Below are 14,858 nucleotides of genomic sequence, written 5' to 3'. Positions count from 1 at the left end.
CAGTTTGGCTTCGATCTTCTTGTTGTGATTCTTTTTCCGCGCTGCTTCGATTTCCGCCTGCTGTTCCGATGTGATCTCGTATTTTACGGGCATTCTCCATCACCTCGGGTGCATTATAACTGAGGTACGGGAAGTTTGGCTATACTATAAAGAAGTAGTATTAGACCAGGGATCTAACTTTAAGGGGGCAGTTCAGGTTCACAATCGAGACGGACTCTTTTTGAAAGCACTTCAGAGCAACGGTCGAGAGAGTTCTGAGCAACTGAACTCCTTCGCAGCGCCCAGCAAACTCTGGTGATACTTTCTGTCAAGAATCAGTCTCATACTGTTGAGATACTGTCTCTTGACCAAAATATTGACACTGGTTTTCAATTTGGAACATCATTGAAGGTATCGTACCTCGCGCAGTCGCGCCAGTCGTGCCGCAAAAAACATGCGGCACGCGATTTCATGCAGCTTTTGATGCTATACCAGCTGCCGTCTCAAACGTTCCTTTTCGGCCGCTTCGTCGTCGGCGGGGTACCAGACGGGGGCGGCGAGGCGGACGGCGCACTTTTCGCCCTGGCTGAAGGAGACGCGGTGCGGCGTCTGCACTTTCAGCGTTTGATTGCCGACGGGGATCAGGTACTCGGTGCGGTCGGTGAGGAAGATGCGCTTTTCCACGTGGGTCTGATAGCCGTCGTTGCCGCCGCTCAGCTCGATGGCGTTGGGGCGCGTGGCAACGACCATGCGTCCGGCGGCGTCCGCGGGGACGGGGAGGCCGAGCGGATGGTCGAGGTCGCCTTCGGCGTAAGCCTGGCCGTCTTTGACGACGACGTTGAGGAAGGTGCTCTCGCCGAGGAAGCTGTGCACGAAGCGGTTGACGGGATTGGTGTAGAGGTTTTCGGGCGTGTCGATCTGCATGATCCTGCCCATGTCGCAGACCATCATGCGGTCGGAGATGGCCATGGCTTCCGACTGGTCGTGGGTGACGAAGATGATCGTGAAGTTGAACTTGCGCTGCAGCTCCTTGATCTCGAAACGCATGGACTCACGCAGTTTGGGGTCGAGGTTCGACAGCGGCTCGTCGAGCAGCATCACTTTGGGGCGGGTGACGATGGCGCGGGCCAGGGCGATGCGCTGCTGCTGGCCGCCGGAGAGGTCGGACGGATAGGAGTTCTCCAGACCGGTCAGGCTGGTGTGCGCCAAGGCGTCGGCGACTTTGCGGTCGACGTCCGTCCGGTTCATCTTCTGGATGCGCAGCGGGAAGGCAACGTTTTCGAAAACGTTCATGTGCGGCCAGACGGCGAAGGCCTGGAAGACCATGCCGAGGCCGCGCTCTTCGGGCGGCACGTAGAGGTTCTTGCTCTTCACCGAGACGGGGCGGCCGCAGAGTTCGATCTCGCCCTCGCTGAGGTCTTCGAAACCGGCGATCATGCGCAGCGTCGTCGATTTGCCGCAGCCGGACGGCCCGAGGAACGAGAAGCACTCGCCCTCGTGGACGCTGAAGGTGAAATCGTCCACGGCGACGATGTCGCCGAGCGTTTTGGTGGCGAAGCGTTTGGTGACGCCGCGCAGTACGACCTGATCCATAGGCCTAGACCCCCTTCCGGTCGCGGGTAAGATAGGTGACGACGGCGTTGCAGACGATGATCAGCAGGATCGCCACCGAGCCGAGCGCGGCCGCCTGCGGCATCATGCCGGCGTCGCGCAGCGAATAGATCTGCACGCCCAGCGTGCGCGTGTAAGGGCCGTAGAGCAGCACCGAGGTGGTGACTTCGCGCATGGCGGGCAAAAAGATCAGGAAGAACCCGGCCACCATGGCGGGGCGGATCAGCGGCAGCGTCACGTCCTTGAGGCTCTCGGTGTGCGAGGCGCCGCACGCGCGCGCCGCTTCCTCGAGCGAGGGATGGACCTGCAGCAGCGCCGCCGACGAGCTCTTCATCGAGAAGGACAGATAGCGCGCCAGATAGGCGACGAGGATGATCCAGATCGTGTTGTACAAGCTGATGCCGCCGAGGCTGCCCGACCAGGCGAGGATGACGCCGACGGCCAGCACCGTGCCGGGGATCGAATACGGCAGCACCGAAAGCACCTCGAGGACGCCGCGCCCGCGCGGGCGGATCTTCTGCACCACGTAGGCGATCAGCGTGCCCAGGAACATGCAGACGACGCCGGCCGTGGACGAGGCGAACAGCGAGTTCTTGATCGAGGCGAAGGTTCCCGAGGCCGAAAAAACTTTAACGTAGTTGTTGAGCGTGAAGTTCTTGGGAATTAGCGGCAGGCCGTAGGCCTTGACCAGGCCGACCAGGAAGATCATCACCAGCGGCACGACGACGATCATGACCAGCGTCGCGACGGCGAGGATCAGCAGCGGGATCCTGGAGCCGCGCAGCTTGATCAGCGTCGGGCGCATCGACTTGCCCTTGATGATGTCGTAACTGCCGGCGCTGAGCACCTTTTTCTGCACGATCAGGGCGACGGACACGACGACCACCAGCAGGATCGACAGCGCCGCGCCCTGGCGGATGCCTTCGAAACTGCCCTCGGCGCGCTGGATCGTGTCGAAGATCTGCGTCGGCAGCGTGAATATCCCCTGCGAGAAGCCGAGGATCGACGGCACGCCGAAATGCGCCAGCGACGAGATCAGGATCAGCAGCGCTCCGGCGGAGATGGCCGGCAGCACCAGCGGCAGCGTGATCTTGCGGATCACGGTCATCTGCCGCGCGCCGGCGATGCGGGCGCATTCCTCCAGCGTCGGATCCATGCGCTCGAGCGCGCTGACCACCTGCATGAAGACGAACGGGAAATAATAGGAAATTTCCACGAAGACGATGCCCCACACCGAGTTGATGTTGAACGGCGCGCCGGCGAGGCCGAACGCGCGCACCAGCCAGCGGTTCAGGTAGCCCGAACGGCCGTTGAGCAGCAAGTCCCAGGCCATGGCCCCCAAAAACGGCGGGAACATGTAGGGGATGCTGAACAGCGCGCGCATCAGCCCCTTGGCGGGAATGTCGCTGCGCCCCAGCAGCCAGGCGTAGAACACGCCCATGACCGTGCCGAACAGCGTCACCCAGAAGGCGATCTTGACCGTATTCCACATCGAACCGAGCGTCTTCGGGTCGAGCAGCTGGCTTGCGAACAGCGAAGGGTCGAAGCGCCCCTGATAGAAAAAGGCGTGGTACACGATCATGAAGATGGGGATGACGACGATCACCAGCAGCAGCGCGAAGCTGAGCAGCGTCATCGCCCCGTCGAGGCTGAAGCGGCGGCCGTCGAGCGCCGCCAGATCTCTGTTTCTGCGCAGGCCGAGTCTCATGCCGACGCCTCCTTTTTCGCTTCGTAGTAACGGGGATTGAGCAGACGCAGCCCCACTTCGTCCCCCGCCTTTGCGACGCCGTGCCGAACCGCGTCGAGCGTGCTCTGCTGCACGCGCAGTTCGCGCGCCCCCAGCGCGACGCGGTAATCGTACTCGCTGCCGAGGAACGTGCGCCGCTCCACGCGGGCGCGCAGCGGCGAGGCGGCGTCGAAAACGACGTCGTTGGGACGCACCCCCAGATCGACGCCGCGGCTTGGATCGAGCCCCGCGGGAAGCTCCCCTTCCCACGGCGCGACGCCCGCGCCGGTGTCCAGTCCCAGGCCGCCGCCCAGCGCGACGACGGGAATGAAGTTCGACACGCCGATGAACTCGAACGCGAAACGGTTGGCCGGGCGCAGGATGATGTCCTCGTCCGTGCCGACCTGGCACAGCGAGCCGTCCTGCTGCATGACGGCCATCCTGTCGCAGAGCTGCAGCGCCGACTGCTGATCGTGGGTGATGTAAAGGATCGTCGTGCCCAGATTGCGCTGGATCTCGCGGATCTCGAGCAGCATCTGCTCGCGCAGCTTGGCGTCGAGGTTGGTGATCGGCTCGTCCATGACGATCAGGCCGCCGTCGCACACCAGCGCGCGGGCGATGGCGACGCGCTGCTGCTGGCCGCCCGAAAGCTGGCTGGGCAGGTGGGCGGCGTATTCCGTCATGTTGACCTGCGAGAGGGCGTGCATGGCCCGTTTTTCCGCCTCGTCTCTGGGGACGCGGCGTTTCCTGAGCGGATAAAGCACGTTTTCCTTCACGGTCATGTGCGGCCACACGGCGTAATCCTGAAAGACGATGCCGATGTTGCGCCGTTCCACGGGAACGTTGATCCGCTTTTCGGCGCTGAAGAGGCACTCGTCCCCCACGTAGATCTCTCCCGTCCGCGGCTTGTTCAGCCCCAGAAGGCAGCGGGCCAGCGTGGTCTTGCCGCAGCCCGAGGGGCCGACGAGGCAGAGGATCTGTCCGTCTTCCACTTCGAGGCTGAAATTTTTGAAGATGTTGCGCTCGCCGTAACGGAAGGAGACGTTTTTGAAGATGACTTTGCCCATAAAACTCCTCCTGGTTGAAAGATTGTACAAAAATGGGGGCAACTGACGCTGCCCCCATGGATCGTTTTTTCGTTTGGAACGGAGCGGCGTTTAGCGGAAGATCTTGTCGAACGCCGCGGCGTTCTCCTTCTGCTTGGCGACCACTTCGGCCATGTCGCTGTCCATGGCCTTGGCGGCGATGGCGGCCACGTCGGCGCTCTGCTCCACGTCGCTGCGCACGGAGAGCAGATTGTTGGCGACGAGGATCTCCTGCCCTTCCTTGGAAAGGATGAAATCGTAGAGCAGCTTGCCGTTGGCCTCGTTCTTGCAGTCCTTGACCAGTCCGATGGGGCTGAAGATGGAAACCGTGTCCTCGGGATAGACGAAGGCGATCGGCGAGCCTTCCTTGATCAGGTTGGCGGTGACGTAGTCGAGGCACACGCCCAGCTTGTAGGCGCCGGCCGCGACCTGATTGTGCGTGGCGGTGGTGCCGCTTTCGAAGTAGCACTTGTTGGCCTTGAGCTTTTCCATGAACGGCGCGCCGTACTTGGCGTTGGCCATGATCGCGTTGCGCCAGTACTTGGTGGTGCCGGCGGTGTTGGGGTCGGTCATCACGACCTGGTCGTTCCACTTGGGGTCGCAGAGGTCGTTCCACGTCTTGGGCGCGTCGGCGGCTTCGACGTTGAGCGTGTTGTAGGCGATGCCCATGTTCATCATGCGCGCGCCGGTGTAATAGCCCTCGGCGTCGATGAACGCCTTGTCGATCTTTTCCGCTTCGGGCGAACTGTACTTCTGCAGGATGCCCTGCGCCTTGAACGACACGTAGTTGGTCGGGTCGCCGACCCAGATGATGTCGGCGTCGACGCGGCCGGCCTGAGCTTCGGTGGCGATCTTGGTCATGACCTTGCCGGTGCCGGCGAAGTAATATTCCATGGTGACGCCGGGATACTTCTTTTCGAAGCCCTGTTTGATGGCGATCAGCTGGTCTTCCTGCATCGAGGAGTAGAGCATGACCGTTCCGGAAGGCTCGGCGGCGGCGCAGGCCGCGAAGGCCAGGCTGAACGCGAACGCAGCGATGTACTTTTTCATGATGACGTTTTCCTCCTTGGGATCGTTTTTGGCGAATTGCCGGAACGCGGCGGGCGGGCTCCGGCGAATGGCTCGATTATAGCATATCGGAGCGATTTTAAAACAAAAAATTGCGGCTCCGTTCGTTCGCGTAAAGCGTCGAAATTTCGTCGGTCATCCCGTTTCGGAAAAACTTTTTGTCCGAAACGGCCCCGTCAGACGGGAAAAATCATGCTGATCCTTGATGTTTGCCGGGCGTTGCGAGGAAGTTCAGTCGCTCGCAGTCCCTCGTGTGCGGATTTTTGATTGAGAAAGAGTATCAATTGATTTCCGTCCATGGGTGACGTTGAAAAATATCGTTGTTCAGTTATAATTATTATGCAGACTGTAAATTTCAGGAGGCCACCATGAAGTTCGTGCTGGGAATCGACATCGGCTCCACCGCCGTCAAGGGGGTCCTGTACGCCGGCGAGGCGCTGCAGTGGGGGCTCGCGCCGACGGGCTGGAGCCCGCGCGACGCGGGCGAGGCCATGATCGCGGAACTGCTGCGGCGGCGCGAACTGAGCGAAGGGGATCTGGCCGCGCTGATCTCGACGGGGTACGGCCGCCGCGCGCTGACGGCCGCCACGAAGCAGGTCACGGAGATCACCTGCCACGCCCGCGGCGCGCACGAGCTGTGCCCGCAGGCGCGCACGGTGCTCGACATCGGCGGGCAGGACAGCAAGGTGATCCTGCTCGACGAGCGGGGCGGCGTGGTGGATTTCGCGATGAACGACAAGTGCGCCGCGGGAACGGGGCGCTTTTTTCAGGTGCTCAGCCACGCGCTGGACTACGACGTCGAGAGTTTCGGCGCCGTTCCGGTCGACGGGCCGGTGGAGCCGCTGTCGAGCATGTGCACCGTCTTCGCCGAGAGCGAAGTGATCGGCAACCTGGCCCGCGGCGTGCCGCGCGAAAACATCGTGCGCGGTCTGCTGAAGAGCATCGCCTCGCGGTCGGCGGGGATGCTCGCCAAAGTGGGGATGAAGCCGCCGCTGTTTTTCTCCGGCGGCCTGTCGCGCAGCCCGTCGCTGCGGACGTTTTTGGAAAAGGAGCTGGACTGCCCCGTGCAGGTCCACGAAAAATCGCAATTCGCCGGCGCGCTCGGCGCCGCGCTGATTGGCTGGGGGGCCATCGAATGAGAACGATCGAAGAGATTGTCGAGGGGATGAGGGAGCACGCCAAGGACGGTCCGGTGCTCATAAAGGAACTGAGCGAAAAGGGCGTGCCCATCGTCGGCACCTACTGCACGTTCGTGCCGTGGGAGATCATCCACGCTGCCGGCGCCGTGTCGGCGACGCTGTGTTCGCGCAGCCAGAAGCCCATCGCCGCCGCCGAGGAGCGCCTGCCGCGCAACCTCTGCCCGCTGATCAAGGCCAGTTACGGCCACGCCATGACCGACACCTGCCCGTACTTCCACTTCTGCGGCCTGGTCGTCGCCGAGACGACCTGCGACGGCAAGAAGAAGATGTTCGAACTGCTCAACGACATCAGGCCGGTCTACACGATCCAGCTGCCGCAACGCGGCGACCGTCCCGAAGACCTGGAGATCATGAAGAAGGAGTTCCGGCTCTTCGTGGAAGAGATGGAGCGTTTCACCGGCCACAAGATCGCCGACGACGATTTGCGCGCCGCCATCCGCCTGCGCAACCGCGAGCGCACGGCCCTGCGCGGGCTGTGGTCGCTGGCCGAGCTGGAGAATCCGCCGCTGACCGGACACGAAATGTGGGAATTCGGCGAGTACATGAGCTTCCATTTCGACAAGGAAGCCGCCGTCGCCTGGCTCGAACGGCAGGTCGCCGACCTGCGCGCCGCCGTCGCCGCGGGCGAAGACCGCGGCCTCGGCAAAAAGCCGCGAGTGATGGTCACCGGCTGCCCGATCAGCGGCGCCACCAAGGTGATCGACGCCGTCGAGGCGGCCGGCGGACTGGTGGCCTGCTACGAGAACTGCGGCGGCGAGAAAGAACTTCGCTACCTCGTCGACGAAGACAAGGATCCGCTCGAGGCGCTGGCCGAAAAGTACCTCGGCATCGGCTGTTCGATCATGAGCCCCAACGAGGCGCGTCTGAACGCGATCCGCTATCTGGCCGGCCTCTACCGCGTCGACGGCGTGCTCGACATGACGCTGACGTCGTGCCACACGTACGCCGTCGAAACGTACCGCGTGCGCGAGTTCGTGCACGGCCTCGGCAAAAGCTATCTGGCCGTGGAGACCGACTTCTCCGAAAACGACAAGGAACAGCTGGCCACGCGCATCGGCGCGTTCATCGAGATGCTCTGATACCGACGCTGGAAATGTGGCGGAGCGGAGAACCGTTTTTTTTGCGGTCCTCCGCTCCGTTTTTTTGCGCGGCGTTGTGGTTTTCGCGCTTTCCGTATTATAATCAGCCCCGACAGGAGGGCTTTTCCCATGGAAAAAGTTCTTCGCCGGGGGCGCGCTTTCTGCTGGCGCCTGTTCTCGCGCCGCTGCTTTTGGCGCCGGCGGTCTCGACAGCCGTCCGGGAATGCCGGACATCACGCTGCACGGTTCCGGTCGTGTGGCCGGTTCCGACCGGCGCCTCGGGCGGCATCAGCGCAGTTTGAACGGCTCGTTTCTCCTGCGCTGGGATATGTGATTTCGACTCAGCGTATTGAACCAGCCTGGCAACTGTATCGAGATGGAAATGTTCCTCGTGGAACATCGTTTTTTCAAAAACAGGGCCGTGCCGAAGCCTCCGCCCCGTGTGTCGCCCCGGCCTGTCGAGGCGGGGCTCAGCGGCGTGCGCCGAGCTCCGACAGCAGCCATTCTTTGAGCACGACCGCCTGGTTGCGGTCAGCGTCTTTGGCGCCGAACAGCAGCGTCACGTCCCCTTCCTTCAGGCGCTCGCGGCAAAGTTCCGCGAATGCCGCTGCGGCGGGGCTGCCCGCCAGTTCGGCCAGATAGTCGGCGCGGAACTTGGCGAAGCGCGCCGGATCGTGGGCGAACCACGTCCGCAGCGCCGCGCTGGGGGCGACCTCCTTGTTCCACAGATCGAGGGCGGCCTTTTCTTTGGAAAGACCGCGCGGCCACAGCCGGTCCACGAGCGCGCGGAAGCCGTCGTCCGCCTCCGCCGGAAGGTACACCCGCTTTGTTTTCACCACGTGAAGCATCGCACATCCCTCCTCATCGAACGCCGATGCTCCATTATGAATCTCTTGAGGTTTTTATTCAAGAGATCATTCCGTCACGCACAAGGAGTTGGGCTCATGAAGATCACCACGCTCTGTTACATGGAACGCGGCGGCCGCTGGCTGATGCTGCACCGCACCGTCAAGGAAAACGACGAGAACCGCGACAAGTGGATCGGCGTCGGCGGCAAGCTGGAAGAAGGGGAGAGCCCGGAAGACTGCCTGCGCCGCGAGGTGCGCGAAGAAACGGGCTGCGAGCTGACGGAATTTCGCTTCCGCGGTCTGGTCACGTTCGTGTCCGACCGCTGGGGCACGGAGTACATGTGCCTTTACACCGCCTCCGGCTTTACGGGGCGCCCGCACGGCTGCGACGAAGGCGCGCTCGAATGGGTGCCGAAGGACGAGGTCGAGTCGCTCAACCTCTGGGAAGGCGACAAAATATTTTTGCGCTTGCTCGCCGAGGACGCGCCGTTTTTTTCGCTCAAGCTGCGCTACGAAGGCGAGCGTCTGGCCGAGTGGGTTTTGAACGGCCGCGGCGCTGCGAAGGAGAAACGCGATGAATAAAAGATTCGCCATCTTCGACATGGACGGCACGCTCGTCGACTCCATGAGCTATTGGCAGCGCATGGAGCGCGAGTATCTGGCCGGGCGCGGCGCTCCCTCCGGGCCGGCGCTCGAGGCGCTGATCGCCCGCCTCAAGCCGATGACGCTGTATGACGCGGCGCGGACCGTCGTCGCCGAGCTGGGATTTTCGGACACGCCCGAGAGCGTCGTCGCTGGGATGAACGGCGTCATGCGCCGGCATTACGAGCGCGACGTTTCGCTCAAGCCCGGCGCGGCGGAGTACCTGCGGCGGCTCAACCGCCGCGGCGCAGCGCTTTGCACCGCTTCGGCCACCAGCGTGCCGCTCGTGAAATTATGCCTGCGCCGCCTTGGCGTCGACTGCGAATTCCGCTTTCTGCTCAGCTGCGAAGAAGTCGGCGCCAGCAAGAACCGTCCCGACGTGTACCTCGAAGCCGCCCGCCGTCTCGGTTCCGCCCCGGCGGAAACGGCCGTGTTCGAGGATTCGCTTTCCGCGCTGACGACGGCGAAGAACGCCGGCTTTTACGCCGTCGCCGTCTACGACGCCGCCAGCGCGGCCGACTGGCCGGCGCTGCGGGCTTTGGCCGACGAGTGCGTCGTCGACTGGAGCAAAGCGGCCGCTGAACAGCGCGGCTCCGATCCCATATGAAATGTTGAGGCGAGGCGAACCTTGGCGGCTCACCTCGCCTCAACATTTATCGGCCTTGTTTCCACAGGGCGTAAAACCGCCTCCGCAGCGCTTTCCCCGCCGGGCCGGTTTATCCTGTAATATTGAAGACGCAGCGTTCTTCATCATGATTCTCCTTCCCTGCGCTTTTCTGTCGCTGAGCGGAATAAAAAACGTAAAAGATAATGATTCCTGTTATTGACAAATGAAAAATCCGCCGCTATAATACGGTCAGATTCAAAAAAGAGACGCTTTCGTCTCCAACTCAAAAGTCAAACGGAGGAATTTTTCATGAACAAGAATCTCGTCAACAAGGTCAACGGCTATATCGCGAACATCGGCGTGTCGTTCGTCAAGATGCACAATCTGCATTGGAACGTCGTCGGTTCTCAGTTCAAGGCCGTCCACGAGTATCTCGAGTCCGTCTACGACGACTACGCGGACATTCTCGACGAAGCGGCGGAACTGTTGCGCATGAACGGCGAACTCCCCGCGGCGAGCCTGAAGCAGTATCTCGAACTGGCCAGCGTCAAGGAGCTCGAGTCCAAGGAGGTCTCGATCGGCGACGCGCTCGGCGTTCTCCTCGCCGACATGAAGCTCCTCAGGGACCAGGCCGCGGACATCCGCAAGGCAGCCGACGCGGAAGACGCTTTTGACGCCGCGAATATGATGGAAGACCACATCAAAGAGTTCAGCAAAAAGATCTGGTTCGTCGAGTCGATGACGAAGTAGCGGGAAAGGGAGCGGCCGGATGCCCGAGGAGAAAAAAACGCGCCATTCGCAGCAGCGGGACATGATCTACGACTATCTGCGCTCCACTCACGAGCATCCTTCGGCGGAGACCATCTACACGGAGCTCAAGGCGAAGATGCCCAATCTCAGCCTTGGCACCGTCTACCGCAATCTCAAGCTGCTCGAGGAAAGCGGCAAGATCCGCCGGATCTCCGCGCTGCAGAACGCCGAACGCTACGACTGCATCTGCTGCGATCACGCCCATTTCGTCTGCACCAAATGCGGCAAAGTCAGGGATCTCGAGCCGATCGACGCCCGCGAGGCCGCCGGCGCGTTCACGCTGGAAGACGGCGACGTGCCCCTGGGCGTGTCGCTGACGATCAGCGGCGTCTGCGCCGAATGCCGAAAAAACGCTTTGGATCAAAAAGGCAAAGGATGAAACGCCTCGGCCCTAAAACGCACGGGAAAACAATCAGCCCGCAGCTCCTGAAGAGGACCTGCGGGCTGATTTTTTTTCCGCGCTGCGACGTTTTATATCCAGCTGAAGATTCGATTCTCACGTATCTTTCACTATTGCATTACTATTTATCGTTATTTATTCATTCCTTTTTATTGACTTTTCTCCTGCTACCGCATATACTGCAGGTAAAGAACACTCAAGGAGATGATATTATGGTTTATACCGCCGACGTTCTGAACAGCCTTGTCCCGATCACGCAGTTCAACAGGGGGCAAGCGTCTCGCATCTTTGACAGGCTTCACACCGAAAATCGGCTGATTGTCTTGAAGAATAATCAGCCTGCCGCGGTCATTCTCTCCCCGGCGGAGTTCGGCCGCCTGAGCGAGATCGAGGAAGATTACGCTCTTTTGATGGAAGCTGCCGAGCGCCTGGCGGGCAACGCTTCCGTTCCGACTTCTTCCATGAGCGAAGTCATGTCCGAACTTGGCATCAGCGATGCCGACCTTGCGGAAGCGGGGGACGTTGCAATCGAATGAACTGGCATATCGAATTTCTGGAAGAAGCGAAAAGAGATCTGAAGAAACTGGATCACACCGTGCAGATACAGGTTTTAAAAGGGATCGATAAAGTCTCCCAAAATCCCCTCCCGATGCGGGACGGCGGATACGGTAAGCCTTTAGGGCACAAAGGCGGAAGCAATCTCACCAATCTTCTGAAGATCAAACTCCGCGACCTCGGTATCCGGGTCGTCTATAAGGTGGAATATACGGAAACGACGATGAAGATCATCGTGATCTCCGCACGCACAGACGGGCGGGCTTATCGGGAAGCAGCCGCCAGAAGAAACAAACATGATCTATGAGCAAAGACCGGCAAAAAACGCCGGTCTTTGTCATGTGGCGAAGCCTCTTACAGATTTTCAGGAGCCATAGGCGGATCTTCATCCTCGCCGTACCGTCTTGTGCCCAGCGCGGAGAATGCTGCGCTGCATCCAGTTCCCTTTCCGGTGGTAGAGCAGGAAGAAGACGGACGTCAGCGCCCAGCTGACCGGATAGCCGATGAAAACGGTGCGGACGCTGTGGCTGAACGGCACCACAAACCAGATCCAGAGCAGGCGGAAGCCGCAGATGCCCAGCGCCGTCATCGCCGTGGGCACGATGGCATCGCCGGTACCGCGCATGCCGCTCGCCAGCGTGCCCACGGGCACGTAGGCAAAGTACCAGGGCGCGATGAGCCAGATGATCTCCATGCCGATGGAGATCACGGCGGGATCGTCGGTAAAGATCCCGTACAGCGGCGCGCCCCAGGTCACGAAAACCGCGCCGAAAAACAGCGAGAGCGCCGTCCCCAGTGCCGCGCTCACGCCGATGCTGCGCAGGACGCGGTCATATTTGCGGGCGCCGAAATTCTGTCCGGAAAACGTCGACACGGCCACGCCGAGCGCGTTGATGATCAGCCAGTACATCCGGTCGACCTTGCCGCACACCGTCCAGGCCGCCACGGTGTCGACGCCGAAGCCGTTGACCGTCGACTGGATGACGATATTGGAGAGCGAATACATCGTCGACTGGAGCCCCGAAGGCAACCCGATGCGGACGACGCTGCCGAGGATCACCCGATCGGGACGGAGGAGTCCGCGCAAACGAAGCCGGAAAGACCCCGCTTCGCGCGCCAAAAAGATCCATACGCCCGCGGCGCTGGCCAGCTGCGACAGGACCGTGGCGTACGCCGCGCCCGCCACGCCCCAGCCCCAATGAACGACGAAGACGATATCGCCCGCGATGTTGACGATCGTGGCCAGCACGAGCAGGTAAAAGGGACGCTTGGAATCGCCTTTGGCGCGCAGCACGGCGGCTCCCATGTTGTAGACGAACATGAACAGGATCCCGCCGAAATAGATCCGCAGATAGCTCACGGCATGAGGCAGCACCTCCGGCGGCGTGTCCATCGCTGTCAGCGCCGGCTCCGCCAGGAAGGCGCCGACCAGCGACATCGCCGCGCCCGCCGCGATCGACAGCGCCATCGACGTGTGTACGGCCCGTGAGGCGTGCTCGGCGTCGCCGGCGCCGAAAAACTGTGCGATCACCACCGTGCCCCCCGAACAGAGGCCGATGAAGAACCCCAGCAGCAGGTTGACCAGATAGCCCGAAGGGCCGCCCACGGCGGCCAGCGCCTCCTTGCCCAGGAAGCGGCCGACGATGATGGCGTCGACGGTGTTGTACAGCTGCTGAAAGAACGTCCCCAGCAGGATCGGGAAGAAAAAGACCAGCAGCTGCTTCCAGATCACGCCCTCGATGATTTGTCTGTTTTCCCCGTCCATTTCGTCTCACCGCTCCGCTCAAAGCCGCGCCGCCGAATTGATAATACTTGTCCCTGACTCGAGCGGCGAACGTTCTCCAAACCCCCGAGGAAAATCCGCACAGCGCACAGCGCGGCTCGCTTCGTGGATCTCCCTCGCTCATTAAGAAATAGCGTCAGCCGTGCAGCGAGGGAGCGCGTCCCCTCGGCGTGCGCCGCGGGAGTTCAGGCTTTCGCCCCCTCCGCTTTGGCGGCCAGCCAGCCGGCGCGGAAGCTTTTGTAGTCGGCCAGGTTTTCCGCCAGCAGCGTGGGCGTGTCGAGGCCGTAAGGGCAGCGGCTCTTGCAGGCGTTGCAGTGCAGGCACTGTTCGATGCGCATCATCATGGCGTCGGTCTTTTCGGACATCAGCGGCGGCACCGGCGACCGGCGCAGGAGCAGGCTCATGCGCGCGGCAGTCTGGATCTCGATGCCGGCGGCGCAGGGCTGACAGTAGCCGCACCCGTGGCAGAAATTGCCGGACAGCTCGCGGCGCTCTTTTTCGATCTCGTCCGCCCAGTCCTCGAAGCGCGGCGGATTTTTCTCCAGCTCCAGAAATTGATCGAGCTCGCTCTCGCGCTGTACGCCCCAGATGGGCACCACGAACGGATGTTTCTTCATGAACACGAAAGCCGCCTCGGCGTGCGCGATCAGGCCGCCGGCCATCCCCTTCATGGCGATGAAGCCCATGTCGCGCTCGTGCGCCAGGCAGGCCAGGTCGATGTCTTCCTGCGGCGCGATGCAGGTGAGCGGGAACTGGAGCGTGTCGTACCGTCCCGACAGCACGGCGGCACGGGCGCGCTCGCGGCCGTGATTGGTGATGCCGATAAAGCGCACGTAGCCGCGTTTCTTCGCCTCCACGCAGGCGGCGTAGGCGCCGTTCGGATCGTCGGGATCGGGCAGCGTCGAGGGATTGTGCAGCTGAATGAGATCGATATAATCGGTCTTCATGCGCTTCAGGCTGAGCTGGATATGCTCCAGCACGGTCTGGTAATCTTTGCCGCCGCTCTTGGTGGAGATGACGATCTTACCGCGCACGTCCGCCAGGGCGGCGCCGATCTTCTCCTCGCTGTCGCTGTAAGCGTTGGCGGTGTCGAAATAATTGATGCCGTGATCGTACGCCTTGCGCAGCAGATAGGCCGCGTCCTTCAGCGGGATGCGCTGAATCGGCAGCGCGCCGAATCCGCAGGCGCTGACCATCAGCCCTGTTCTCCCCAGTCTGATCTTATCCATGACATGACCCCCTCTTCATGTTGAACGGATGACCGTGAGCTTACTATATCACGCCGCGCTGCAAAATCAAAACATGTATCCTGGTTTTCGCAAGGGAATGAAGATCCCAAAAAGCGGCCTCCGGCGCCGGCATTTCCCCTCCCAAGTTTGCTCAAAAAGTGCAGGGCAATCGCTTACGGAATAAGAACCCCCGTAGGGACGAGCCCCAGGACCTGCAGAGCCGTAGGGATGCCAAGC

Annotated in this window: 15 protein-coding genes; 8 read left to right on the top strand and 7 right to left on the bottom strand. The window is 61.6% G+C overall.

Annotation, left to right across the window (positions count from 1 at the left end; genetic code table 11):
* Positions 1 to 465: 465 nt before the first annotated feature.
* The 4 genes from D7D26_RS10685 to D7D26_RS10670 form a co-directional block, all read right to left on the bottom strand.
* Positions 466 to 1,572, bottom strand: a complete 1,107-nt coding sequence (locus D7D26_RS10685) for an ABC transporter ATP-binding protein (protein WP_120373023.1) — start codon at positions 1,570 to 1,572, stop codon at positions 466 to 468.
* Between the two features lie 4 nt (positions 1,573 to 1,576).
* Positions 1,577 to 3,298, bottom strand: coding sequence for an ABC transporter permease (locus D7D26_RS10680; protein WP_120373022.1), 1,722 nt, complete (start codon positions 3,296 to 3,298; stop codon positions 1,577 to 1,579).
* Positions 3,295 to 4,383 (bottom strand): ABC transporter ATP-binding protein, encoded by a 1,089-nt coding sequence (locus D7D26_RS10675; RefSeq protein ID WP_120373021.1) that lies wholly within the window; start codon positions 4,381 to 4,383, stop codon positions 3,295 to 3,297. Before D7D26_RS10675 ends, D7D26_RS10680 begins: the two co-directional genes overlap by 4 nt.
* A gap of 90 nt (positions 4,384 to 4,473) precedes the next feature.
* Positions 4,474 to 5,451 carry an ABC transporter substrate-binding protein gene (locus D7D26_RS10670; protein ID WP_078015229.1) on the bottom strand — a complete coding sequence of 326 codons (978 nt, stop codon included), beginning with the start codon at positions 5,449 to 5,451 and terminating at the stop codon, positions 4,474 to 4,476.
* Positions 5,452 to 5,837: 386 nt separating this feature from the next.
* On the opposite strand from D7D26_RS10670, the gene D7D26_RS10665 reads away from it, so the two are divergent.
* The gene (locus D7D26_RS10665) at positions 5,838 to 6,608 is read left to right on the top strand and encodes an acyl-CoA dehydratase activase (RefSeq protein ID WP_120373020.1); all 771 of its coding nucleotides are present in this window, start codon (positions 5,838 to 5,840) and stop codon (positions 6,606 to 6,608) included.
* Positions 6,605 to 7,747, top strand: coding sequence for a double-cubane-cluster-containing anaerobic reductase (locus tag D7D26_RS10660; RefSeq protein WP_120373019.1), 1,143 nt, complete (start codon positions 6,605 to 6,607; stop codon positions 7,745 to 7,747). Before D7D26_RS10665 ends, D7D26_RS10660 begins: the two co-directional genes overlap by 4 nt.
* 470 nt (positions 7,748 to 8,217) lie before the next feature.
* Here the strand turns inward: D7D26_RS10660 and D7D26_RS10650 are convergent, their stop codons facing one another.
* Entirely contained in the window at positions 8,218 to 8,595 is a 378-nt protein-coding gene (locus D7D26_RS10650) for a DUF488 domain-containing protein (RefSeq protein ID WP_078015233.1), read from the bottom strand.
* Between the two features lie 96 nt (positions 8,596 to 8,691).
* Between D7D26_RS10650 and D7D26_RS10645 the strand changes: the two genes are divergently transcribed.
* The 6 genes from D7D26_RS10645 (at position 8,692) to D7D26_RS10620 (ending at position 11,916) form a co-directional block, all read left to right on the top strand.
* On the top strand, positions 8,692 to 9,177 hold the full coding sequence (locus tag D7D26_RS10645) for an NUDIX hydrolase (protein ID WP_078015234.1): 486 nt from the start codon (positions 8,692 to 8,694) through the stop codon (positions 9,175 to 9,177).
* On the top strand, positions 9,170 to 9,844 hold the full coding sequence (locus D7D26_RS10640) for an HAD family hydrolase (RefSeq protein ID WP_120373017.1): 675 nt from the start codon (positions 9,170 to 9,172) through the stop codon (positions 9,842 to 9,844). The genes D7D26_RS10645 and D7D26_RS10640 overlap by 8 nt, the downstream gene beginning before the upstream one ends.
* Positions 9,845 to 10,153: 309 nt before the next feature.
* Positions 10,154 to 10,594, top strand: coding sequence for a Dps family protein (locus tag D7D26_RS10635; protein ID WP_078015236.1), 441 nt, complete (start codon positions 10,154 to 10,156; stop codon positions 10,592 to 10,594).
* A 19-nt stretch (positions 10,595 to 10,613) separates the two neighbouring features.
* Positions 10,614 to 11,033, top strand: a complete 420-nt coding sequence (locus tag D7D26_RS10630; RefSeq protein ID WP_120373016.1) for a Fur family transcriptional regulator — start codon at positions 10,614 to 10,616, stop codon at positions 11,031 to 11,033.
* Positions 11,030 to 11,590: a type II toxin-antitoxin system Phd/YefM family antitoxin gene (locus D7D26_RS12505; protein WP_199674779.1), complete on the top strand. Its 561-nt coding sequence runs from the start codon at positions 11,030 to 11,032 to the stop codon at positions 11,588 to 11,590. The genes D7D26_RS10630 and D7D26_RS12505 overlap by 4 nt, the downstream gene beginning before the upstream one ends.
* Positions 11,587 to 11,916 (top strand): type II toxin-antitoxin system RelE family toxin, encoded by a 330-nt coding sequence (locus tag D7D26_RS10620; RefSeq protein WP_120373015.1) that lies wholly within the window; start codon positions 11,587 to 11,589, stop codon positions 11,914 to 11,916. The genes D7D26_RS12505 and D7D26_RS10620 overlap by 4 nt, the downstream gene beginning before the upstream one ends.
* 78 nt (positions 11,917 to 11,994) lie before the next feature.
* On the opposite strand, the gene D7D26_RS10615 is transcribed toward D7D26_RS10620, so the two are convergent.
* Both D7D26_RS10615 and D7D26_RS10610 read right to left on the bottom strand, forming a co-directional pair.
* Positions 11,995 to 13,374, bottom strand: coding sequence for an MATE family efflux transporter (locus D7D26_RS10615; protein WP_120373014.1), 1,380 nt, complete (start codon positions 13,372 to 13,374; stop codon positions 11,995 to 11,997).
* Positions 13,375 to 13,577: 203 nt separating this feature from the next.
* Positions 13,578 to 14,621 (bottom strand): aldo/keto reductase, encoded by a 1,044-nt coding sequence (locus D7D26_RS10610; protein WP_078015240.1) that lies wholly within the window; start codon positions 14,619 to 14,621, stop codon positions 13,578 to 13,580.
* Between the last annotated feature and the right edge of the window lie 237 nt (positions 14,622 to 14,858).

This window comes from Pyramidobacter sp. CG50-2, assembly GCF_003612005.1.
Lineage (GTDB): Bacteria > Synergistota > Synergistia > Synergistales > Dethiosulfovibrionaceae > Pyramidobacter.
This window is presented reverse-complemented; position numbering and strand designations above follow the sequence as displayed.

Excerpts from the sequence above, each read along its gene's own strand:
- D7D26_RS10685 (WP_120373023.1), bottom strand. The coding sequence starts at position 1,572 with ATGGATCAGGTCGTACTGCGCGGCGTCACCAAACGCTTCGCCACCAAA.
- D7D26_RS10680 (WP_120373022.1), bottom strand. The coding sequence starts at position 3,298 with ATGAGACTCGGCCTGCGCAGAAACAGAGATCTGGCGGCGCTCGACGGC.
- D7D26_RS10675 (WP_120373021.1), bottom strand. The coding sequence starts at position 4,383 with ATGGGCAAAGTCATCTTCAAAAACGTCTCCTTCCGTTACGGCGAGCGC.
- D7D26_RS10670 (WP_078015229.1), bottom strand. The coding sequence starts at position 5,451 with ATGAAAAAGTACATCGCTGCGTTCGCGTTCAGCCTGGCCTTCGCGGCC.
- D7D26_RS10665 (WP_120373020.1), top strand. The coding sequence starts at position 5,838 with ATGAAGTTCGTGCTGGGAATCGACATCGGCTCCACCGCCGTCAAGGGG.
- D7D26_RS10660 (WP_120373019.1), top strand. The coding sequence starts at position 6,605 with ATGAGAACGATCGAAGAGATTGTCGAGGGGATGAGGGAGCACGCCAAG.
- D7D26_RS10650 (WP_078015233.1), bottom strand. The coding sequence starts at position 8,595 with ATGCTTCACGTGGTGAAAACAAAGCGGGTGTACCTTCCGGCGGAGGCG.
- D7D26_RS10645 (WP_078015234.1), top strand. The coding sequence starts at position 8,692 with ATGAAGATCACCACGCTCTGTTACATGGAACGCGGCGGCCGCTGGCTG.
- D7D26_RS10640 (WP_120373017.1), top strand. The coding sequence starts at position 9,170 with ATGAATAAAAGATTCGCCATCTTCGACATGGACGGCACGCTCGTCGAC.
- D7D26_RS10635 (WP_078015236.1), top strand. The coding sequence starts at position 10,154 with ATGAACAAGAATCTCGTCAACAAGGTCAACGGCTATATCGCGAACATC.
- D7D26_RS10630 (WP_120373016.1), top strand. The coding sequence starts at position 10,614 with ATGCCCGAGGAGAAAAAAACGCGCCATTCGCAGCAGCGGGACATGATC.
- D7D26_RS12505 (WP_199674779.1), top strand. The coding sequence starts at position 11,030 with ATGAAACGCCTCGGCCCTAAAACGCACGGGAAAACAATCAGCCCGCAG.
- D7D26_RS10620 (WP_120373015.1), top strand. The coding sequence starts at position 11,587 with ATGAACTGGCATATCGAATTTCTGGAAGAAGCGAAAAGAGATCTGAAG.
- D7D26_RS10615 (WP_120373014.1), bottom strand. The coding sequence starts at position 13,374 with ATGGACGGGGAAAACAGACAAATCATCGAGGGCGTGATCTGGAAGCAG.
- D7D26_RS10610 (WP_078015240.1), bottom strand. The coding sequence starts at position 14,621 with ATGGATAAGATCAGACTGGGGAGAACAGGGCTGATGGTCAGCGCCTGC.